The following is a 21,422-nucleotide window of genomic DNA, read 5'->3' on the forward strand; positions in this document are numbered from 1 at the left end:
GCGCCGCACCCTGCCTTAGTCAGAAGGAGACTGCAGTATGGCCAGCCACCCCTCCAGCGAGCAACATTCGGGCACGGTGGCCGTGCGCAAGGTGGCCGTGCTGGGCGCAGGCGTCATGGGCGCGCAGATCGCCGCGCATTGCGCCAACGCGGGCGTGGCGGTCGTGCTGTACGACCTGCCTGCCCCGCAGGGCCCGCGCAACGGCATCGCCGAGGCGGCCATCGCCAGGCTGCAAGGCATCAAGCCCGCGCCGCTGGCCGCGCCGGGCCTGGGCGCGCGCATCCAGCCGGCCAACTACGCCGAGCACCTGGACCTGCTGGCCGACTGCGACCTGGTCATCGAGGCGGTGGCCGAGCGCCTGGAGATCAAGCGCGAGCTCTACGAAAAGATCGTGCCGGCGTTGGGTCCGCACGTGATCCTGGCCTCCAACACCTCGGGCCTGTCCATCGGCGAACTGGCCAAGGTGCTGCCGGCCGGGCTGCGCCCGCGTTTTTGCGGGGTGCACTTCTTCAATCCCCCCCGCTACATGCACCTGGTCGAGCTGATTCCCACGGCCGAGACCGAGGCCGGGCTGCTGGACCAGTTGGAAACCTTCCTGGTCTCGGCGCTGGGCAAGGGCGTGGTGCGCGCGCGCGATACCCCCAATTTCGTGGGCAATCGCATCGGCGTGTTCGGCATCCTGGCCGCCGATATCGAGGCGCGCAGGTTCGGGCTTACCTACGATGTGGTGGACGAGCTGACCGGCAAGCGGCTGGGCCGCGCCAAGTCGGGTACCTACCGCACGGCCGACGTGGTGGGCCTGGATACGCTGGCCCATGTGATCGAGACCCTGCAGCGCGGCTTGCCCGAGGATCCTTTCCGCAGCCATTTCGCCATGCCGCGCGCCCTGTCCGGCCTGCTCGAGAAAAAGGCCCTGGGCCAGAAGAGCGGCGCGGGCTTCTACCGCAAGGAAGGCAAGGACATTCTGCGCCTGGATCCGTCCAGCGGCCGCTACGTGCCGGCCGAGGGCCGCGTCGATGACGAGGTGGCCGCCATCCTGGCCCAGCGCGACGCGGGCGCGCGCCTGAAGGCGCTGCGCGAATCCGAGCACCCGCAGGCGCGCTTCGTGTGGGCGCTGCTGCGCGACACCTTCCATTACAGCGCGGTGCACCTGGCCCAGATCGCCAATAGCGCGCGCGACGTGGACCTGGCCATGCGCTGGGGCTTCGGCCACGAGCAAGGGCCATTCGAGCTCTGGCAGGCCGCGGGCTGGCGCCAGGTGGCCGGCTGGATCGCCGACGACATCCGTGCCGGCGAGGCGCTGTCCTCGCAGCCGCTGCCCGAATGGGTCACCAAGGGGCCGGTGCCCGAGGCGGGCGGGGTGCATACCACCAAGGGTTCCTGGAACCCCCGGCTGGGCCGCTTCGAGCCGCGCTCGGCGCTGCCGGTCTATGCCCGGCAGATCTCGCCGCTGCGGCTGTTCGGCGAACTGGGCCGCTCGGCCACGCGGGTCTCGGCCGCGGGCGGGCGGGTGCTGCACGAGGACGAGGCGCTGCGGCTGTGGACCCTGCCCGCGCCGCACCCGGCCGACGTGCTGGTGGCCTCGTTCAAGACCAAGATGCACACCATCAGCCCGCAGGTCACGCGCGGCCTGCTGCAGGCCATCGAACAGGCCGAGGCGGGCTTTCGCGGCCTGGTCATCTGGCAGGACGGCCAGCCCTTTTCGGCCGGGGCCGATCTCAAGGCCATGCTGCCGGCCTTCCAGGAGGGCGGCCCGCAGGCGCTGGAGCCCGAAGAGCGCCGCATGCAGGAGCTGGCCCTGCGCCTGCGCTATGCGCAGGTGCCTACCGTGGCCGCGCTCAGCGGCCTGACGCTGGGCGGCGGCTGCGAGCTGGCGGTGCACTGCGCCAGCCGCGTGGCCCATCTGGAAACCTATATCGGGCTGGTCGAGGTGGGCGTGGGCCTGGTCCCCGGCGCGGGCGGGCTGGCGTATTGCGCGCGCCGCGCCGCCGAGCAGCAGGCGCTGGCCGCGCCCGGTGCGCCGCTGCTGCACTTCCTGCAGAAATTCGCCCAGGCCGTGGCCGGCGCCAAGGTGGCCGGCTCGGCGCGCGAAGGCATCGCGCTGGGCTATCTGCGCGAGTCCGATCCCATCGTGATGAACGAGCATGAGCTGCTCTACGTGGCGGTGCGCCAGGCCCACATGCTGGCCGAGGCGGGCTGGCGCGCCCCGGTGCCCGAGCGCTTCCCGGTGGCCGGGCGCGACGGCATCGCCACGCTGACCGCGCAGCTGGTCAACCTGCGCGAAGGCGGCTATATCTCCGAGCACGATTTCCTGCTGGGCCGCACCGTGGCCGAGGTGCTGTGCGGCGGCGAGGTCGATCCGGGCACGCTGGTGGACGAGCACTGGCTGCTGGCGCTGGAGCGCCGCGCCTTCCTGTCGCTGCTGGCGCACCCCAAGTCGCAGGCGCGCATCGAAGGCATGATGAAGACCGGCAAGCCGGTGCGCAACTGAAAGGAGCATCCATGACCCGCAACGTGCAAGACGCCTACATCGTCGCGGCCACGCGCACCCCCATCGGCCGCGCCCCGCGCGGCAGCCTGCGCCACTACCGGCCCGACGACCTGCTGGCCATGACGCTGCGCGCGCTGATGGCGCAGGCGCCCTCGCTGGATCCGGCCGCCGTCGAGGACGTGATCGCCGGCTGCGCCATGCCCGAGGGCTCGCAGGGCCTGAACGTGGCGCGCATCGCGGCGCTGCTGGCCGGCCTGCCGGCCAGCACGGGCGGCGCGACCGTCAACCGCTTTTGCGCCTCGGGCCTGACCGCGGTGGCCATGGCCGCCGACCGTATCCGCGTGGGCGAGGCCGACGTGCTGATCGCCGCCGGCGTCGAATCCATGAGCCAGAACCCGCCGCTGGGCGCCAACCCCTCGTTCAGCCCGGACATCTTCGCGCGCGACGAGAACCTGGGCATCGCCTTCGGCATGGGCCTGACCGCCGAACGGGTAGCCGCGCAATGGCAGGTCTCGCGCGAGGACCAGGACGCCTTCGCGCTCGAATCGCATCGCCGGGCGCTGGCCGCGCAGGCCGCCGGAGAATTCGCCGACGAGATCACGCCGGTCAACGTGATCAACCGCAGCCCCGATCCCGCCACGGGCGAGATCAAGACGCGCAGCGCCCAGCTGCTGGCCGACGAAGGCCCGCGCGCCGACACCAGCGCCCAGGCGCTGGCCCGCTTGCGCCCGGTGTTCGCCGCGCGCGGCAGCGTCACCGCCGGCAACAGCTCGCAGACCTCCGATGGCGCGGGCGCGCTGCTGGTGGTGTCCGAACGGGCGCTCAAGACCCACAAGCTGACGCCGCTGGCGCGCTTCGTGACCTTCGCCGTGCGGGGCGTGCCGCCCGAGATCATGGGCATCGGCCCCAAGGAGGCCGTGCCGGCCGCCCTGAAGCAGGCCGGCCTGAAGCTGGGGCAGATGGGCTGGATCGAGCTGAACGAGGCCTTCGCCGCCCAGTCGCTGGCGGTGATCCGCGACCTGGGGCTGGATCCGGCCGTGGTCAATCCGCTGGGCGGGGCGATCGCGCTGGGCCATCCGCTGGGGGCCACGGGCGCCATCCGCTCGGCGACCGCCATCCACGCGATGCGCCGGCGCAAGCTCGACTACGCCATGGTGACCATGTGCGTGGGCACCGGCATGGGCGCGGCCGGGATCTTCCAGCGGGTCTAGCGGCGCCGGCCCCGCGGGCCGTGGGCATGCGGGCGGCCAGCCGGCGTCAACAGGCCCTAGGCCATCACGTTGCGCATCTTGATCCGCGAACAGATCACCATGCAAAGCACGCCCAGCGCGGCACAGAACGCCAGGCCCACGCGGATGCCCGTGAGCACCGACAGGTGCGAGATGGCGATGCCCACCGCCGCCGTGCCGGCCGCGCTGCCCACGGCCCGGGTGGTCTGCACCAGGGCCGAGGCCACGCCCACGTCGGCGCGGTCGGCCAGCATCTGCATGAACAGCGTCAGGTTGGGCAGCAGAAAGCCCAGGCCCACGCCGTTGACCAGGAACACCGCCAGGATCCACCAGGGCGCGCTGCCCGTCTCCAGCGTGAGCACGGCCGCCGAGCCGGCGGCCAGCAGCGCCGCGCCGAAGACCATCAGGCGCTGGGGCTCGTTCTGGCGCGGGAACAGCCGGCCGTTGATGATGCTGCCCACCGGGATGCCCGCCACCAGCGGCGTCATCAGCAGGCCGGCCTGGCTGGGCGAGAAGCGCAGTTCGTGCTGCAGCAGCAGCGGGCCGTAGAAGATCAGGATGAACATGATGGCGCCGGTGGCGACCGCCGCCACGTTCAGCAGCTGCGATTGCCGGCTGGCCAGGATGCGCAGCGGAAAGATCGGCGCGGCCACCCGGCGCTCGAGCGGGATCAGCAGCGCCCAGGCGCCCAGGCCCACCAGGGCCAGGCCCAGGCCCCACCACGGACGGGCATGCTCGCCGGGCGCGAAAGCCAGCTCCAGCGCGGCCAGCGGCGCGGCCACGCCGGCCACCAGCAGGAAGGCGCCGCGCCAGTCGATGCGCCGTTCGCCGCGATGCAGCGAGCACATGTTGGGAAAATGGCGCGCCAGCAGGTACAAGGCCGCCAGCGCCGCCACCGGCGTGATGAAGAAGGCGGCCCGCCAGCCCAGCGCCTGCGTGATCGCCCCGCCCAGCACGGGCCCCACCCCGCTGGAGACGGCGAAGGTGGCCGAGACCATGGCCATCCAGCGCACCCGGTCGTGCGGCAATGGGAAGAGATCGGCCGGGGCGGCGAAGGCGGTGGCGATCATCATGCCCCCGCCCACGCCCTGCAGCACGCGAAAGGCGATCAGCTGCGGCATGTTCTGCGCCAGCCCGCACAGCACCGAGCCCAGCGCCACGATGGCGACCGAGGCCAGCATCAGCCGCTTGCGCCCGTAAAGATCGCCCAGCCGTCCGAACACCATGATGGACGCGGCCGTGGCCAGCAGGTAGCCGGTGCCCACCCAGGCATAAAGCGACATGCCGTCCAGCGCCTGGGCCACGCGCGGCATGGTGGTGCTGACGATGGTGGAATCGAAGGCGACCAGCACCACGGTGGCGCAGACGCCAAGCATGGCCAGGAGAAGTTCGCGGTGGGATCGTTCGGCGGGGGAGCTACTGGGGGAGTCTTCGGCAGGCGGCGCGTTCATGCCGCAAGAATAGCACCGCGCCCCCGGGCGCTTGTATCAGATTTCTTACAGCCGGCGCGGGTCCTATTTCATGAAATGGTAGGTCACCAATATGCCGACCACCCCGAGCACGGCGGCCCACGACCAGTTCGAGGCCAGCAGCCCGCGCTCCTCGCGCTGGGCCGGCGGCTCGGCCTTGGGCAGGCGGCAGGCGTGGTCCGTGAAGGCGGCGAAGAAGGCCTCGATGATGTGTTCGGCCGCGCCGCGCACCGCCTTTTCGCCCAGCTCCTGCAGCTTGCCGCCCACTTGCGCGGCCACCGTGTAGGACACCCGCGTGCCCTTGTCCTTGGGGCTGAGGTTGACCTGCGCGGTGCCGATCACCAGGCCGGCCGCCTGGCCCTTGCCCTCGAAGGCCAGCGTACAGCCGTTGGGCGCGTCCACGTCGGCGATCAGCAGCTCGCCCTGGTAGCTGGCCGCGATGCCGGCCACCCGGGTTTGCACCGTGACCAGGAACTCGGCATCGGAGACCCGCTCGACCTGGGTGCAGCCGGGCAGGCACTTCTGGATCACCGCCGGGTCGTTCAGGGCCTGCCAGGTCTGGTGCTGCGTGGCGGGAACCCATTGAGCATCTGAAAGGCGCATGGCTGTCTCCTGCTCTGTCGTTGTGGTTCTTTTGCGTCTATTTTGGACCTGCGGCGCCGGCTTGGCTAGCGGCGCGGGCAAGCCTGTGCAACCAGGCATTACCGGGCGGCGGGGCCGGGCGCGGCCTAGGGGATGTGTTGTACATTCCCGGAAATCTTTCCTCCGGCCCCATGGGTCCGGGCCTGGCGGCCCGTTGCGCGTTTACCGAACATGTCCCTGCAGATCCTCATCGTCCGCACGTCCTCGCTGGGCGACCTGGTTCACATGCTGCCCGCCATCTCGGACATCGCCCGGCACGTCGAAGGCGCCCGGATAGACTGGCTGGCCGAAGAGTCCTTTGCCGAAATACCGGGCTGGCATCCGGCCGTGCGCGAAGTCATCCCGGTGGCCCACCGGCGCTGGCGGCGCGCCTGGTGGTCCGGCCCGGTGCGGGCCGAGCGGGCGGCGCTGCGGGCGCGCCTGAAGGCCGTGCGCTACGACATCGTGCTGGACATGCAGGCGCTGCTCAAGTCGGCGTGGCTGGTGCGGCAGGCGCGCGGCGTCAAGCACGGGCTGGACTGGAAATCGGCGCGCGAGCCGCTGGCCTCGTTATTCTACGACGTCAAGCACAAGGTCGAGTTCTGGCAGCCGGCCGTCACGCGCCAGCGCCAGCTGGCCGCATCGGTGTTCGGCTACCGCCCCGCGGGCGCGCCGGATTTCGGCCTGCAGGCCTTCGCCCGCGGCGCGGGCGCCGAGACGGGGCCCTATGCGGTCATCATGCCTTCGGCCAGCCGCGACGACAAGCTCTGGCCCGAGGACGACTGGCGCGCGGTGTTCGACCAGCTGCAGGCGGCCGGGCTGCAGCTGCGGCTGCTGGCGGGCAACCCGGCCGAGACCGAGCGCGCCCGCGCCCTGCTGGGCGGGCGCGCCGACGCGGTGGTGCTGCCGCGCATGGACCTGACCGGCATCGCCCGCGAGCTGGCCGGCGCGCGCGTGATGGTGGGGCTGGACAGCGGGCTGACCCACCTGTCGGCCGGGCTGGGCCGGCCGACCGTGGGCATCTACAAGGCGTCCACGCCTGTGCGCACGCCCTTGGTCGGCAGCGCCTATACCGCCAGCCTGGGCGACCGGGGCGCGCCGCCCTCGCGCGATGCGGTGCAGCGCGCGGTCGAGCAGGCGCTGGGCTACCGGCCCGGCGGCTAGGAGCACCGCGCCATGCCCTCGCGCGCCGTCTATACCCTGGCCCTGCGCGCGCTGGCGCCCGCGCTCTGGCTGTGGATGGCGCGCCGGGCCCGGAGCGCCGGCGGGCAGTGGCAGATACTGGGGCGCGAGCGGTTCGGCCGCCATGACCGGCCGCCCTTCGCGGCGCGGCCGGTGTGGGTGCATGCCGTCAGCCTGGGCGAGACGCGCGCCGCCCAGCCCTTGCTGCATGCCTTGCTGGCGCGCGGGTTGCCCGTGCTGCTGACCCACGTCACCGCCACGGGCCGCGCCGAAGGGCAGCGCCTGTTCGCGGCGGCCATCGCGCAGGGGCAGCTGGCGCAAGCCTGGCTGCCCTACGACTTTCCCGAGGCGGCCGACCGTTTTTTGGCGCACTTCCAGCCGCGCTGCGGAGTGCTGGTCGAACGCGAGCTTTGGCCCAACCTGCTGGCGGCGGCGCGCCGGCGCGGCGTGCCGATGACGCTGGCCAGCGCGCGCTTTTCCGAATCCTCGCTGGCGCAGGCGCGCTGGCTGGGCGCGGCGCTGCGCGAAGCGCTGGGCGGGCTGCAGGCCGTGCTGGCGCAAACCGGGGCGGACGCCCGGCGCCTGGCGCTGGCCGGCGCCCGCGACCCGCAGGTCGTGGGCAACCTGAAGTTCGATGTCCAGTTGCCCGCCGCGCAGTTGCAGGCCGGCCGCGCCTGGCGCGCCGCCCTGGACCGTCCGGTGCTGGCCGTGGCCAACACCCGCGAAGGCGAGGAGGCGCCGCTGGCGCAGGCGCTGGCCCGCTGGCTGCAGGCCGCCGGCCAGGCGCGGCCCTTGTGCCTGTTCGTTCCCCGCCATCCGCAGCGCTTCGAGCAGGCTGCCCAGGCGCTGGCCCAGGCGGGGCTGGCGGTGGTCCGGCGCAGCGCGGGCCAGTTGCCCGGCCCGCAGGCGCAGGTGCTGCTGGGCGATACGCTGGGCGAGATGCCGTTCTTCTATGCCGCCGCGGACGTGGCCATCGTGGCCGGCAGCTTCGCGCCGCTGGGCGGGCACAACCTGATCGAGGCCTGCGCGGCGGGCCTGCCCGTGATCGTGGGCCCGCACACCCACAACTTCAAGCAGGCCGTCGAGGACGCGGTGGCCGCGGGCGCGGCGTTGCGGGCGGACGATGCGGCCCAGGCGGTCAGCCAGGCCGCATCCCTGCTGGAGGATGCGGCGCGGCGCGCCCGCATGGGCGAAGCCGCCCGCGCCTGGACGGCGCAGCACGCCGGGGCCACCGGCCGGATCCTGGCGGCCTTGCCCGGCTTGCAGGACTGAGGTCGGGGGGCGCTTGCCGCCCGCCGTCAGCGCGGCGCCTGCGGCAGCCGGACGGCCTCGGCGTTGAACTGGCGCGCCAGCTGCGCCGGATCGCGGCCCGTCTCGGCCGGCGGGATGCCCAGCCAGCCGCGGCCGATGGCGAACACCGCCGCGTTGGCAAGCATCACGAGAACGAAGAGGACGCGCATGCGGGGCTCGCTGGGGCTGGGGGGAGAAACGGGTTACGGACGCGGGCCGCCGGTTGGCGGGCAGTCCTTCGGCGGACATGATGCACCGGCCAGGCGCGCCAGTCCATCGAGCACCGGGTGCGCGACGTATTGGATGGCCGGCGGCGGCAGGCCGCGGGCGGCGGCGGCGGCGTGCAGCATGGCCTGCGTCTCGGCCTGGACCTCGGGCCAGCCGCCGCCCGAGACGTATAGCGCGGGCGGCCGCCCGTAGCGCGCCAGGGCCTGCAGCCATTGGCGCAGCACCGCGCCGGCCTGCGCGGCGGCCACGCCGGTGACGATGGCGGCGTGGGTGTCGCCGGGGTAGTCCTGCACGCTGCCGGCCGCGTGCGGCAGCTCCGCCGTGCCGTGCGCCAGCGAGGCGCGCATCAGGGCCGGCCCGGGCAGGATCAGCCCGCCGGCGTAGCAGTCGTCCGGTCCGGTGGTATCCAGGGTGGTGGCAGTGCCGAAGGTGGCCAGCATCATGGGCGGGCGCGGCGCGGCCAGCGCGCTCCAGACGCCCAGCACGGCCATCCAGCGGTCCGCCCCCAGCTGCGCGGGATCGGCATAGCCGTTGCGCAGGCCCAGCATGTCGCGCGCCGGCCGCACCCATTGCACGCCGTAGCCGGCTTGCGCCAGCATGGCTTGCAGGCGCTCGGCCATGCGCGGGCCGGCCACGTTCACGCCCAGCGCGGCGCCGCCCGTGCCCGGCAGTTCGGCCAGGCGCGCCGGCAGGGTGTGCAGCTCGGCATGGGCCAGGGCGATGACCTGGCCCTCGGGCGCCGGCCCCGCGCGGGTCCAGCCCAGCTTGATGCGGCTGTTGCCGGCGTCCAGCAGCAGCTTCATGCCGGCCTGACCGAGACTTCGCCGACCAGCACCGGCTCGATGCCGGTGTCGGTGGCGACCTGCAGGCGGCCCTGCGCGTCGGTGCCGCAGGCCAGGCCGGCCAGCAGCGTGCGGCCGCCTTCGATGACGCGCACCGGCGCATCGCGCAGCACGTCGACCTGCGCGTGGCGCGCCACGAAGGGCGCGTAGCCGCTTTGCACGTACAGGGACACCGCCTGCCCGCAAGCCTGCGCCACGGCCTGCACCAGCGCGGCCGGATCGCCCTGCGGGCACACCTGCGACCAGTCGGCCACCTCGCGGCCCAGCGCCTGGCTCAAGGCGGCGGCATTGCGCAGGTTGATGCCCGCGCCGACCACCACCACCGGCAGGCCGCTGCCGGCATGCCGGATGCTTTCGACCAGCACGCCGACTAGCTTGGCCTGGCCGAACTGGATGTCGTTGGGCCATTTCATGCCCAGCTGCGCCGCGGCAGGCCCGGCCTGCCCGCGCAGCGCCTCGCAGATCGCCACGCCGCAGGCCGGCGACAGGGCGGGCAGCCGCTCTAGCGGCACCGGGGCCGCGAAGGCGCAGGAGAACATCAGCGCATCGCCGCGCCGGTTGTCCCAGCGCCGGCCGGCGCGCCCGCGGCCGCTTTCCTGCAGCCAGGCGCCTTGCAGCCAGGGCAGCGGCGCAGGGTCGCCGGCGCGCGCCAGCGCGATCAGGTCGGCGTTGGTCGAGCCGGTGGCCTCGGCCCAGGCCAGGCGGCCGAAGCCGGGCAGCCGGGCCCGCAGCGATGCGGCGAAGTCGTCGGCGCCGGGCAGCACCGGGGCCGGAGGCAAGGTATTCATGGGCGCGATTTTACGGCGAGCGCCGCCGCCGGCTTTGCTACAGTGCAGGCTGCAAGCAAAACAGCAGGAAGCAAGCCATGGCAGCAAGAACCGAAACCGAGGTCTTCGACGGCAAGGCCGGTCCCATCGACTGCGCGCTGGACTGGCCCGACAGCCCGCGCGGCTGGGCCCTGGTGCTGCATCCGCATCCCCTGCAGGGCGGTGCGCGCGACAACAAGGTGGTCACCACCATTGCGCGCGCCTGCGTGCAGCAGGGCCTGGTGGCGGTGCGGCCGGATTTTCGCGGCGTGGGCAAATCCGCCGGCCAGTTCGATCGCGCCGTGGGCGAGACCGAGGACATGCTGGCGCTGGTGGAGCAGTTCGCGCAGCGGTATCCCGAGCAGGCCGGCGGGCCCTGGGTGCTGGGCGGCTTTTCCTTCGGCAGCGCGGTGGCCGCGGCGGTCTACGGCACCCTGGCCCAGGGGCAGGCGCGCCTGCCCGGGGCGGTGATACTGGCCGGCACGGCGGTCAAACGTTTTGCCGACGGGCGCGGCCAGGTGCCCGAGGACGCCCTGCTGGTGCATGGCGAACAGGACGATGTGGTGCCGCTGGCCGAGGTGCTGGACTGGGCGCGGCCCCAGAGCCTGCCCATCTGCGTGGTGCCCGGGGCGGGCCACTTCTTCCATGGCAAGCTGCTGGTGCTGCGCCAGCTGGTGCAGGCGCGCCTGCTGGCCTTGAAGGCGGGCTAGGCCGCCTGGTCCAGCGGCTTTTGCGGCGGGTGGCTGCGCACGAAGTCCTCGAACTCGCCCACCGGCAGCGGCCGGGCCAGCAGGAAACCCTGCACCTGGTCGCAGTGCAGGCTGCGCAGCTTTTCCATCTGCGTGGCGGTCTCCACGCCCTCGGCCACCACTTCCATCTTGAGCGAATGGGCCAGGGCCACGATGGCCGAGACGATGGCCTCGCCTTCCTCGCCGTGGGCATCCAGGCCGTTGGTGAAGAAGCGGTCGATCTTGAGCTGCTGCACGCGGAACTGCTGCAGGTAGGCCAGGCTGGAATAGCCGGTGCCGAAATCGTCGATGGCCACCTCGAAGCCGCAGCGGTGAAAGGCGTGGATCACCTCGGCCGTGCGCCGGGCGTTGTCCATCGCCACGCTTTCGGTGATCTCGAAGATGATGCGCTGCGGCGTCACGCCCGCCTCGCAGGCGATGGCGTGCATGCCTTCGACGATGCCCGGATAGGACAGTTGCTTGGGCGAGAGATTGACGGCGATCACCAGGGGCGGCAAGCCTTGCTCGTCCCAGCGGCGCAGCTGCTGGCAGACCTGGCGCACCACCCAGTAGCCGATCTCGATGATCTGGCCCGAGCGTTCGGCGATGGGAATGAACTCGCCCGGCGGCACGATGCCCAGGGTGGGATGCTGCCAGCGCAGCAGCGCCTCGGCGCCGGTCAGCCGCTGCGAGGCGCCTTCGAACTTGGGCTGGAAATGCAGCGTCAGGGTGTCGCGCGTCAGGGCTTCCTGCAAGCCCTGCTGCAATAGCAGCATGCGCAGCGCGTGTTCGCCCATGCTGGCCTCGTAATGGCGGTAGGTATTGCGGCCCTGCTGCTTGGCCGAATACATGGCGATGTCGGCGTGCTTGATCAGGTCGCCCACGTCCTGCGCGTCGTCCGGATACATCGAGATGCCGATCGAGGGCGTGACGCGCAGCGCCGTGCCGCCGGCCTGCAGGTCGGCGCGCATGGCCCACAGGATCCCGTCGGCGATCTGCCCGGCCAGTTCCCGGCTGGTGTCCTCCAGCACGACGACGAATTCGTCGCCGCCCAGCCGGGCCACCATGTCGTGCGGGCGCACGTGCCGCCGCAGCCGGCCCGCGAAAGCCTTGAGCATGCCGTCGCCGATGGTGTGGCCCAGCGAGTCGTTGATGGTCTTGAACCCGTCCAGGTCCATGAACAGCACCGCGAAAGGCCGCTGGCCGGGCTGCGCGTGCTGCAGGCAATGCTCCAGGTGCTTGAGCAGGGTCGAGCGGTTGGGCAGCTCGGTCAGCGGGTCGACCGTCTCGAGCTGCCGCAGCGCGCGCGATACGCGGCTGAGCGAGCCGGTCAGCTCGCGCGTGGAGGTGTCGTGGCGGTGCTCGATCAGCGCCAGCACCAGGGTGATGGTCAGCAGCATGGCGGTGATCGCGGCCGCGGCCAGGCCCAGGCCCGTGCCGCTGAGCTCGCTGGCGGCCAGGCATACCGAGCCGGCCGCGAAGCGGGCCGCGCCCATGCCGGTGTAGTGCATGCCGGTGATGGCCGCGGCCATCACCAGCGCGGCGGCCAGGCGCTTGGCCAGCAGCATGCGGCTGGACGCGCGCAGCTGGTGGGCGATCCAGAGCGCGGCGCTGGAGGCGGCCACGGCGATCAGCACCGATAGCGCGAGCAGCGCCGCGTCGTACTGGATGGCCGGGTACATGCGCATCGCCGCCATGCCCAGGTAGTGCATGGACACGATGCCCGCGCCCATGACCGCCCCGCTGAGCGCCAGCCGCCGCCGGCCCAGTTCGGGCTGGCTGGAGACGTGCAGGGCCAGGCACGAGGCCAGGATGGCGATCAGCAGCGAAACCGCCGTCATGCCCAGGTCGTAGCCGACCTCGATGGGCAGGGACAGGGCGATCATGCCGACGAAGTGCATGCACCAGATGCCGGTGCCCAGCGACACGGCGCCGCCGATGAGCCAGTAGTAGCGGCGCGGATTGCCCTGCAGCAGCGCGATGCGGCTGACCAGGCCAAGCGCCGTATAGGATGCCAGCGCCGCGATCAGCAGCGACATCAGGACGATCCGGAAATCGTAGGTTCCGTACATAAGGATCGCGCGGCGCGAATGGTGCAAGGGCCCGCGCCCAGGCGCGGACAGGGCGCTAATCATAGCCCACGCCCTTGACGCCGTCTTGGCGGCGCGCAAGGCGCAACACCGGCGCGCGCGGGCGCCGGCGGGGCTGCGGAACCGATGCCGGTCGCGGCGGTCCGACTGCCTGCCTATAATTGGACGCCTCCGGGACCGCGGCGCGCGGTCCCCTCACACCTGCGATGCTCATGACGAAATTCCCCGCTTTCGACCGTTACTCCCTGACCGCCCGCGCGGCGCTGGCCGGCCTGGCGCTGGCCCTGGCGCCTGCCTTGGCCCCGGCCCAGAACCCCAATCCCCAGGTGGCGCAAACCGGCAAGCCGGCAGAGGTGCCGGTCGTGCCGGTCTCGGAAGTCTCGCCCATCCCCGCCCCGACCATCGCCGCGCGGGCCTGGATCGCGGTGGACGTCAACAGCGGCCAGGTGCTGGCCGCTTCCAATCCCGAGCAGCAGGTCGAGCCCGCCTCGCTGACCAAGATCATGACGGCCTATCTGGCCTTTACCGCGGTCGACGAGAACCGCCTGTCGCTGGACCAGCAGGTCAACGTGTCCGAGACTGCCTGGAAGACCGGCGGCTCGCGCATGTTCATCGAGCCGCGCAAGCCGGTCACGGTCGGCGAGCTGCTGCAAGGCGTGATCGTGCAGTCCGGCAACGACGCCTCGGTGGCGCTGGCCGAGGCGGTGGCCGGCAGCGAAGCGGCCTTCGCCACGCTGATGAACCAGGAGGCCGAGCGCCTGGGCATGACCCGCACCCACTTCATGAACGCCACCGGCCTGCCCGACCCGCAGCACGTAACGTCGGTGCGCGACCTGGCCACGCTGGCCACCCACCTGATCGTCAACCATCCGCAGCATTTCCACTACTACAAGCAGCGCGAGTTCACCTACAACAACATCACCCAGGCCAACCGCAACCGCCTGCTGTGGGCCGATCCTTCGGTCGACGGCATGAAGACCGGCCACACCGAGTCGGCCGGCTACTGCCTGGTGGCCACTGCCCTGCGAGGCGAGCGCCGCGTGCTGACCGTGGTGGTGGGCACCGACAGCGAAGCCACCCGCGCCGAGGAAAGCCTCAAGCTGCTGAACTGGAGCTTCCAGAACTTCGACACCGTCAAGCTGTTCGACAAGGACCAGCCCGCGGTCGAGGCCCGCGTCTGGGAAGGCAAGGCCCAGACCGTCAAGCTCGGCCCGCCCGAGCCCGTGTGGATCACGGTGCCGCGCGGCAAGGCCGGCGAGATCAAGCCGGTGGCCCAGCGTCCCGATCCGCTGGTCGCGCCGCTCGAGCAAGGGCAGGCCATCGGCACGGTGGCGCTGACCCTGGACGGCAAGAACCTGCGCGTCGAGCCGCTGGTGGTGCAGCAAGGCGTCGAGCGCGCCGGCTTCTTCGGCCGCATGACCGACATGGTCAAGCGCTGGTTCGAATAAGGGCGCGCCCGCCATGTCCATACCCGGCGTCGCGCCCGGCACGCCGGCCTTCCTGAACGGCGAGTTCCTGCCGATCGAGCAGGCCAGGGTCTCGGTGCTGGACCGCGGCTTTCTCTTCGGCGACGGCGTCTACGAGGTCGTGCCCGTGTATGGCGGGCGGCCGTTGCGCATGGCCGAGCACCTGGCGCGCCTGGCGCGCAGCCTGGCGGCGGTGCGCATCGCCTCGCCGCGCGACGAGCAGGGCTGGCGCGCGCTGGTGGCCGAACTGGCGCGGCGCAGCCCTGTTCCCGATTGCCTGGTCTACCTGCAGGTCACGCGCGGCGTGGCCCGGCGCGACCATGCCTTTCCCGTGGATCCGGCCGTCACCCCCACGGTGTTCGGCATGGCCAGCCCGTTTTCCCCGCCGGACGCGGCCCTGCGCAGCCGCGGCCTGCATGCCCTCGGCATCGAGGACGAGCGCTGGCTCAACTGCCACATCAAGGCCACTTCGCTGCTGGGCAACGTGCTGGCCCGGCAGCGCGCCGTCGATGCCGGCGTGGACGAGGTGCTGCAGTTTCGCGATGGCCTGCTGACCGAAGGGGCGGCCAGCAACATCTGGGTGGTGCGCAAGGGCATCCTGATGGCGCCGCCCGTGGGCCGGCTGCTGCTCGAAGGCATCCGCTACGGCCTGACCGCCGAGCTGGCGCAAGAGGCCGGCGTGCCCTTCGAGGCCCGTCCGCTGTCGCTGGCCGAGGTGCGCGGCGCCGACGAAGTGCTGGTCACCTCGGCCTCGCGCGAGATCCTGCCCATCGTGCGCCTGGACGGCGAGCCGGTGGGCGCGGGCGTGCCCGGGCCGGTGTATGCGCGCCTGCGCGCCGGCTACGATGCCCGGATCGCCGCCTTGCGCGCGCAGCCGGCAGTATGATTGACGGAGCTGGCGCCCGCATCGGACGCCGGCCCATCCGCCATGCCCACGCTGCCATGAACATACCGCCCGAACAGTCGCTCATCGAGTATCCGTCCGATTTCCCCATCAAGGTCATGGGGCGCCAGGACCCGACGCTGGCGCAGGTGCTGACCGAAGTGGTGCTGCAATTCGATCCCCAGTTCGATCCGGCCACCGTCGAGATGCGGCCCAGCCGGGGCGGCAACTACATCGGCCTGACCTTTACCGTGCGGGCCACCTCGCGCGAACAGCTGGACAACCTGTACCGCGCGCTGCATGGCCATCCCATGGTGGCCGTCGTGCTCTGATGCCGCCGCTGCGCACGCATTGGCTGGCGCGCCCGGCCGATTACGCGCGTACCTGGCGGGCCATGCGCGATTTCACCGAGGCGCGCGATGCGGCCACGCCCGACCAGCTGTGGCTGGCTGAGCACCCGCCGGTCTACACCCTGGGCCAGGCCGGCCTGCCCGAGCACGTGCTGGCCGCCGGCGACATCCCGGTGGTGCGCACCGACCGGGGCGGCCAGGTCACCTACCACGGGCCGGGCCAGCTGCTTCTGTACCCTTTGGTGGACCTGCGCCGCGCCGGCCTGCTGGTCAAGGGCTACGTGCACGGCCTGGAGCAGGCCGTGATCGACATGCTGGCCGGCCTGGGCATCGCCGCCTGCCGCAGGCCCGGCGCGCCGGGCGTCTACGTGCGCGCGCCCGACGGCGGGCTGGACAAGATCGCGGCGCTGGGCATCAAGATCCGGCAGGGCCGCGCCTACCACGGCCTGGCCCTGAACGTGGCGATGGACCTGGCGCCGTTCGGCGGCATCAATCCCTGCGGCTATGCCGGGTTGCGCGCCACCGACATGGCCGCGCACGGCGCGCCGCTCACGCTGGAGGCGGCCGCCGAGCAGCTGGTGCCGCACGTGCTGCGCGCCTGCGCGCCGCGCATGGCCTGCGCCTGAAACGCTGGCCGCTTCCGCGCGGCCGGACGCCAGGCGGTACACTGGCGTTTTGTCCCGGCCGCCGGCCCGTTGCCGCGGCCGCCGTCGACAAGGTGCCTTTCATGTCCGTCCCCCCGACCCCCGCCGAGCGTGCCGCCGAGACCGCCGCGCCGGCCTACGACGCCACGCAAAAGCAGAAGGCGCAGGCCAAGACCGCCCGCATCCCCATCAAGGTCGTGCCCGTCGAGCGCCTGAAAAAGCCCGAGTGGATCCGCGTGCGCGCCGCCGCGCCCGGCTCGCGCTTCTACGACATCAAGCGCATCCTGCGCGAGCACAATCTGCACACCGTCTGCGAAGAAGCCTCGTGCCCCAACATCGGCGAGTGCTTCGGCAAGGGCACGGCCACCTTCATGATCATGGGCGACAAGTGCACGCGCCGCTGTCCCTTCTGCGACGTGGGCCACGGCCGGCCCGATCCGCTCGATGCCAATGAGCCGCTGAACCTGGCGCGCACCATCGCCGCGCTCAAGCTGTCCTACGTGGTCATCACCTCGGTGGACCGCGACGACCTGCGCGACGGCGGCGCCGGCCACTTCGTCGACTGCATCCGCCATGTGCGCGAACTGTCGCCCGCCACCCGCATCGAGGTGCTGGTGCCCGATTTCCGCGGCCGCCTGGACCGCGCCCTGCACATCCTGGACGCCTGCCCGCCGGACGTGATGAACCACAACCTGGAAACCGTGCCGCGCCTGTACAAGCAGGCGCGCCCGGGTTCGGACTACCAGCATTCGCTGCGCCTGCTGTCCGAGTTCAAGGCCCTGCATCCGGACGTGCCCACCAAGTCGGGCCTGATGCTGGGCCTGGGCGAGACCGACGAGGAAATCCTGCAGGTCATGCGCGACATGCGCGCGCACAACGTCGACATGCTGACCATCGGCCAGTACCTGCAGCCTTCCGAGCACCACCTGCCGGTGCTGCGCTACGTCCATCCGGACACCTTCGCGATGTTCGAGCGCGAGGCCTACGCCATGGGCTTTACCCACGCGGCCGTGGGCGCGATGGTGCGTTCGTCCTATCACGCGGATGAGCAGGCGCACGCTGCCGGCGTGCAGTAATACGAAAGACCAGTCTTATCGGAGTCAAGCAGGCATGGATCTGGGTATCGCAGGAAAGACCGCCCTGGTGGGCGGCGCAAGCAAGGGATTGGGCTACGGCTGCGCGCTGGCGCTGGTGCGCGAGGGCGTGAACGTGGTCATCGTCGCGCGCGGGCACGACGCGCTCGAGGCGGCGCGACAGCGCCTGCTGGCCGAGCGCACGCGGCCCGACAGCTTCGTGAAGGCCGTGGCCGTGGATATCACCACGCCGCAGGGCCGCGAAGCCGTCTTTGCCGAGCAGGCCGACTTCGACATCGTGGTGACCAACGCTGGCGGTCCGCCGCCGGGCGATTTCCGCGACTGGGACCGCGAGGCCTGGGTCCGCGCGGTCGAGGCCAACATGCTCACGCCCATCGAACTGATCCGCGCCACGGTGGACAAGATGGCCGAGCGCGGCTTCGGGCGCATCGTCAACATTACCTCCAGCGCCGTGAAGGCGCCCATCGACGTGCTGGGACTGTCCAACGGCGCGCGCAGCGGCCTGACCGGTTTCGTGGCCGGGGTGGCGCGCAGCGGCATCGCCGCGCGCGGGGTGACCATCAACAACCTGCTGCCCGGCGCATTCGAAACCGATAGGCTGACGTCCACCTTCTCGGCCGTGGCGGCCAAGACGGGCAAGGACATCGAGGCCCTGCGCAAGGAGCGGCTGGCCGGCATCCCTGCCCGTCGCTTCGGCAACGCAGAGGAATTCGGCGCAATCTGCGCCTTTCTGTGCAGCGTGCATGCCGGCTACATGACCGGCCAGAACGTGCTGGCCGACGGCGGCACCTACCCCGGCACCTTCTGACGTCCGGGCAGGGCGCGCGCACCGGCCACGGCGTATCGCAACGCCTGCTGGCCGGCCTGGGCGCGCCCGTTCGTTTAGCTCCCTCCCATTTGCGGTCAGGCCCGCCCGCGTGCCGGCGGCTGGTCTGCGCGCGCCATGCTTCCCCGCACCCGTACACGGGTGGATTGCTGCGCCGCAGCTCAGGGAAAACGCCTAGAAAACCGGGGTCCAGGGCTCGGTAAAATCTGTCCATAAAATAAACATATAATCCACATTATGGACAATTTCGATGCCTGTTGAGACTGCGGAAGCCAATCCGATGATGCCGTACCAGTATCCGAATCCTTCGGATGCGCTGCCGGAAATCGTCATTCCCAACGCCATTCCCACCGACGACCGCCTGTGGGTGCCTCAGGCCGAGAACGTATGGTTTCGCCCGCTCTGCCTGAACGCCAGCCAGGGCTATTGGATGAACCTGCTGAAAGTGCGCAAGTCGGGCGTGCTGAGCCGCCACCGCCATCCCCAGGCCGTGCACGGTTTCGTTCTGAAGGGCCGCTGGCGCTATCTCGAGCACGACTGGGAAGCGACCGAAGGCAGCTATGTGTTCGAGCCGCCGGGCGAGACCCACACGCTGTACGTGCCGCCCGACGTGGAAGAGATGATCACGTACTTCCAGGTCAACGGGATCATGTACTACACCGACCCCTGGGGCAAAGGCAACGGCTACGAGGACGTCTTCACCAAGATCGAGATGTGCCGCAAGCACTTCGCCGCGGTCGGCCTGGGCGAGGACTACGTGCAGCAGTTCATCCGTTGACCATGGCGCACGCAAAAGCCCGATACGACTTCACCGGCCGCGTGGCGGCGGTCACCGGCGGCAGCAACGGCATCGGCGCCGAGGTGGCCGCCCAGCTGCGCGGCCATGGCGCCACCGTGGTGGTGTGGGACCTGCAGCCGCCGGCGGGCGGGCTGCCGGCCTGCCGGATGGACGTGACCGACAGCGACAGCGTGGCGCGCGCCTGCGGCGATACGCTGGCGCGTTACGGACGCTTGGACATGCTGGTGAACAATGCCGGATTCGCCGGGCCCACGGTGCCGGTGGACGAATACGAGCCGGCCATGTGGGACCGCATCCTGCAGGTGAACTTGACCGGCGTGTTCAACGTCTGCCGTACGGTCGTGGCGCACATGCGGCAGGCAGGCGGCGGGCGTATCGTCAACATCGCCTCGCTGGCGGGCAAGGAAGGCACGCCCAACGCATCGGCCTACAGCGCCGCCAAGGCGGGGGTGCTGGCCTTGACCAAATCGCTGGGCAAGGAACTGGCCGCCACGCCGATCCGGGTCAATGCCGTCGCCCCGGCGGCGGTGCGCACCAGCCTGCTCGCGCAAATGGCGCCGGAGCACGTACAGACGATGATCGACAAAAGCCCCATGCAGCGCCTGGGCGAGCCGGCAGAGGTGGCCGAAATGGTTGCGTGGCTGTGTTCGGATTCGTGCACGTTCAACACCGGCGCCGTGTTCGACCTGTCGGGCGGCCGCGCCACCTATTAGGACACGCGAGCAGGCATCCCGGCTTCCCGGAACTTCCCGATTTCGCGCTTCGAAAACCGGCCGCCACGGCGCACAGCCGCGGCGGCCGCGAGAAACCCTGCGCGCCGGCAAGGCGCGATTCCACTATCCATATGGAGACGATTGAATGAAAAAGCTTTCCCTGCGCACCGCGGCCTTCGCCCTGTTTGCGACCTTGGCGTCGGGCGCCGCGCATGCCGACTATCCCGCACGGCCGATCCAGCTGATCGTGCCCTGGGCGGCCGGCGGGGGCACCGATTCGGTGGCCCGCTTCCTGGCCAGCGGCCTGGAGCGGGAACTGGGCCAGCCGGTCAACGTGATCAACCGCCCGGGCGCGGGGGGCGTGATCGGCCATACCGCGATCGCCCGCGCCCGCCCGGACGGCTACACCATCGGGCTGGCGACGGCTGAACTGGCGACCTACCATTGGATGAAGACTTCGCCGACCTCGTACAAGGACATGCAGGCGATCTCGCAGGTCAATTTCGATGCGGCCAGCTTCAGCGTGAAGGCCGACAGCCCCTGGCAGGATGTCAACGCCGCATTTGCCGCGATCAAGTCCGAGCCGGGCAAGTACAAGCTCTCCGGCATTCCCGCCGGCGCCGCCTATCACCTGGCCCTGGCGCGCGCCTTAAGCGATGCCGAGATCGACCCGCGCAGCGTGGTCGTGGTGCCCAGCCAGGGTGCCGCGCCGGGCTTCCAGGAACTGGCCGCCGGCGGCGTGCACATGGTGACGTCCGCGGTGCCGGAGGGCAAGTCCATGCGCGACGCCGGGCTCATCAAGACGCTGGCGGTGATCTCCGACAAGCGGCTGGATGCCTATCCCGACATCCCGACCATCGGCGAGGCAACCGGCCGGGAACTCTCGGCCGGCACCTGGCGCGGCCTGATCGGCCCCAAGGGCATGCCCGAGGAAGCCGTCGCCCGACTGGCCGAGGCGGCCCGCAAGGTCACCGCATCGCAGGAGTTCAACGAACTCATGGGCAAGGCGGGCTTCGGCGTGAAATGGAGCGATCCGCAAGCGTTCGCCGCCTTCATGGCCGAGTCCGACGCCACCAGCGGCGAACTGATCCAGCAACTCGAACTGGTGCGCTGAGCACGCCAAGCAGGAGACCGACATGCGAGTCAATGATGCCATCATCGGCATGGTGCTGGCGGTATGCAGCCTGCTGCTGCTGGGCTATGCCCGTACCTTGCCGGTCATGCCCGATCTTGGCCACGGACCGGGCACGTTTCCGGCGCTGGTCGGTTATGGCTTGCTTGCCGGTTCGCTGGGGCTGATCGTCTCGGGTCTTAGGGCGCGCCGTGCGCCTCGTGCCGAAGCGGCGCCGGCGGCGGCCGATGAGGGTGCCGATGCCAGCGCCGCCGGTATCGGCGGCGCAGCCGGGCCGGGCGCCCGGGCCCGGGGCGACCGTCTGCGCGCCGTCCTCTACGCACTTTCAGTGCCGGCGGCGGTCGCGGCCTACGTGTGGCTGTCCGAGGATCTCGGCTTTCCGCTGGTCTCGTTCGCCATCATCGCGTCGATGACGGCATGGCTGACGCGCCGCTGGCTGCTTGCGGCCGGCGTGGCCGCCGTGGCGACGGCGGTCATCTGGTACGCCTTCGCGCAGGTCTTGCAGGTTCCGATCCCCCGGGGCTTCTTCTAAGAGACAA

General features: G+C 71.2%; 21 protein-coding genes. 15 read left to right on the top strand and 6 right to left on the bottom strand.

What is annotated here, in order from left to right:
• The first annotated feature begins 37 nt into the window (after positions 1-37).
• Together V8Z80_RS06325 and V8Z80_RS06330 are read left to right on the top strand one after the other, a co-directional pair.
• Positions 38-2,491 carry a 3-hydroxyacyl-CoA dehydrogenase NAD-binding domain-containing protein gene (locus tag V8Z80_RS06325; protein ID WP_155195078.1) on the top strand — a complete coding sequence of 818 codons (2,454 nt, stop codon included), beginning with the start codon at positions 38-40 and terminating at the stop codon, positions 2,489-2,491.
• Between the two features lie 11 nt (positions 2,492-2,502).
• Positions 2,503-3,702 (top strand): acetyl-CoA C-acyltransferase, encoded by a 1,200-nt coding sequence (locus V8Z80_RS06330; protein WP_336061400.1) that lies wholly within the window; start codon positions 2,503-2,505, stop codon positions 3,700-3,702.
• 56 nt (positions 3,703-3,758) lie between these two features.
• Here the strand turns inward: V8Z80_RS06330 and V8Z80_RS06335 are convergent, their stop codons facing one another.
• A complete protein-coding gene (locus tag V8Z80_RS06335) occupies positions 3,759-5,171 on the bottom strand; it encodes an MFS transporter (RefSeq protein WP_336061401.1) in 1,413 nt (470 codons plus the stop codon).
• A gap of 63 nt (positions 5,172-5,234) precedes the next feature.
• Complete coding sequence (locus V8Z80_RS06340) at positions 5,235-5,792, bottom strand: SRPBCC family protein (protein WP_336061402.1); 558 nt, start codon at positions 5,790-5,792, stop codon at positions 5,235-5,237.
• Between the two features lie 210 nt (positions 5,793-6,002).
• Between V8Z80_RS06340 and waaC the strand changes: the two genes are divergently transcribed.
• Both waaC and V8Z80_RS06350 read left to right on the top strand, forming a co-directional pair.
• Positions 6,003-6,974 carry a lipopolysaccharide heptosyltransferase I gene (waaC, locus tag V8Z80_RS06345; RefSeq protein WP_155195074.1) on the top strand — a complete coding sequence of 324 codons (972 nt, stop codon included), beginning with the start codon at positions 6,003-6,005 and terminating at the stop codon, positions 6,972-6,974.
• 12 nt (positions 6,975-6,986) lie between these two features.
• The gene (locus tag V8Z80_RS06350) at positions 6,987-8,264 is read left to right on the top strand and encodes a 3-deoxy-D-manno-octulosonic acid transferase (protein WP_336061403.1); all 1,278 of its coding nucleotides are present in this window, start codon (positions 6,987-6,989) and stop codon (positions 8,262-8,264) included.
• Positions 8,265-8,290: 26 nt separating this feature from the next.
• On the opposite strand, the gene V8Z80_RS06355 is transcribed toward V8Z80_RS06350, so the two are convergent.
• From V8Z80_RS06355 to V8Z80_RS06365, 3 genes are read right to left on the bottom strand one after another with little or no spacing between them, the layout of a single operon-like run.
• Positions 8,291-8,452 carry a hypothetical protein gene (locus V8Z80_RS06355; RefSeq protein WP_336061404.1) on the bottom strand — a complete coding sequence of 54 codons (162 nt, stop codon included), beginning with the start codon at positions 8,450-8,452 and terminating at the stop codon, positions 8,291-8,293.
• Positions 8,453-8,485: 33 nt separating this feature from the next.
• Positions 8,486-9,313, bottom strand: a complete 828-nt coding sequence (locus V8Z80_RS06360; RefSeq protein ID WP_336061405.1) for a type III pantothenate kinase — start codon at positions 9,311-9,313, stop codon at positions 8,486-8,488.
• Entirely contained in the window at positions 9,310-10,140 is an 831-nt protein-coding gene (locus V8Z80_RS06365) for a biotin--[acetyl-CoA-carboxylase] ligase (protein ID WP_336061406.1), read from the bottom strand. Before V8Z80_RS06365 ends, V8Z80_RS06360 begins: the two co-directional genes overlap by 4 nt.
• A 77-nt stretch (positions 10,141-10,217) precedes the next feature.
• Here V8Z80_RS06365 and V8Z80_RS06370 point away from each other — a divergent pair, with 77 nt between their 5' ends.
• Entirely contained in the window at positions 10,218-10,868 is a 651-nt protein-coding gene (locus tag V8Z80_RS06370; RefSeq protein ID WP_336061407.1) for an alpha/beta hydrolase, read from the top strand.
• Here V8Z80_RS06370 and V8Z80_RS06375 read toward each other — a convergent pair.
• On the bottom strand, positions 10,865-12,958 hold the full coding sequence (locus tag V8Z80_RS06375; protein WP_336061408.1) for a putative bifunctional diguanylate cyclase/phosphodiesterase: 2,094 nt from the start codon (positions 12,956-12,958) through the stop codon (positions 10,865-10,867). The two genes, V8Z80_RS06370 and V8Z80_RS06375, sit on opposite strands and share 4 nt — an antisense overlap.
• 230 nt (positions 12,959-13,188) lie before the next feature.
• Here V8Z80_RS06375 and V8Z80_RS06380 point away from each other — a divergent pair, with 230 nt between their 5' ends.
• The 10 genes from V8Z80_RS06380 (at position 13,189) to V8Z80_RS06425 (ending at position 21,415) form a co-directional block, all read left to right on the top strand.
• Positions 13,189-14,424, top strand: a complete 1,236-nt coding sequence (locus tag V8Z80_RS06380) for a D-alanyl-D-alanine carboxypeptidase family protein (protein ID WP_336061409.1) — start codon at positions 13,189-13,191, stop codon at positions 14,422-14,424.
• A 13-nt stretch (positions 14,425-14,437) separates the two neighbouring features.
• Positions 14,438-15,328, top strand: a complete 891-nt coding sequence (locus V8Z80_RS06385) for a D-amino acid aminotransferase (protein ID WP_336061410.1) — start codon at positions 14,438-14,440, stop codon at positions 15,326-15,328.
• Between the two features lie 56 nt (positions 15,329-15,384).
• On the top strand, positions 15,385-15,657 hold the full coding sequence (locus V8Z80_RS06390; RefSeq protein ID WP_155195111.1) for a DUF493 family protein: 273 nt from the start codon (positions 15,385-15,387) through the stop codon (positions 15,655-15,657).
• Entirely contained in the window at positions 15,657-16,301 is a 645-nt protein-coding gene (lipB, locus tag V8Z80_RS06395; protein WP_155195066.1) for a lipoyl(octanoyl) transferase LipB, read from the top strand. Before V8Z80_RS06390 ends, lipB begins: the two co-directional genes overlap by 1 nt.
• A gap of 101 nt (positions 16,302-16,402) precedes the next feature.
• Positions 16,403-17,395, top strand: a complete 993-nt coding sequence (gene lipA, locus V8Z80_RS06400; RefSeq protein ID WP_155195065.1) for a lipoyl synthase — start codon at positions 16,403-16,405, stop codon at positions 17,393-17,395.
• A gap of 34 nt (positions 17,396-17,429) precedes the next feature.
• Positions 17,430-18,221: an SDR family oxidoreductase gene (locus tag V8Z80_RS06405; RefSeq protein ID WP_336061411.1), complete on the top strand. Its 792-nt coding sequence runs from the start codon at positions 17,430-17,432 to the stop codon at positions 18,219-18,221.
• A 268-nt stretch (positions 18,222-18,489) separates the two neighbouring features.
• Entirely contained in the window at positions 18,490-19,017 is a 528-nt protein-coding gene (locus tag V8Z80_RS06410; protein ID WP_155195063.1) for a 2,4'-dihydroxyacetophenone dioxygenase family protein, read from the top strand.
• Positions 19,018-19,019: 2 nt separating this feature from the next.
• Positions 19,020-19,751, top strand: coding sequence for an SDR family NAD(P)-dependent oxidoreductase (locus V8Z80_RS06415; protein WP_336061412.1), 732 nt, complete (start codon positions 19,020-19,022; stop codon positions 19,749-19,751).
• Between the two features lie 145 nt (positions 19,752-19,896).
• Positions 19,897-20,865: a tripartite tricarboxylate transporter substrate binding protein gene (locus tag V8Z80_RS06420; RefSeq protein ID WP_155195061.1), complete on the top strand. Its 969-nt coding sequence runs from the start codon at positions 19,897-19,899 to the stop codon at positions 20,863-20,865.
• 22 nt (positions 20,866-20,887) lie between these two features.
• Positions 20,888-21,415, top strand: coding sequence for a tripartite tricarboxylate transporter TctB family protein (locus V8Z80_RS06425; protein ID WP_155195060.1), 528 nt, complete (start codon positions 20,888-20,890; stop codon positions 21,413-21,415).
• The last annotated feature ends 7 nt before the right edge of the window (positions 21,416-21,422 follow it).

It is taken from the genome of Orrella sp. JC864 (genome assembly GCF_037026685.1).
In the GTDB taxonomy this organism is placed as follows: domain Bacteria; phylum Pseudomonadota; class Gammaproteobacteria; order Burkholderiales; family Burkholderiaceae_B; genus Orrella.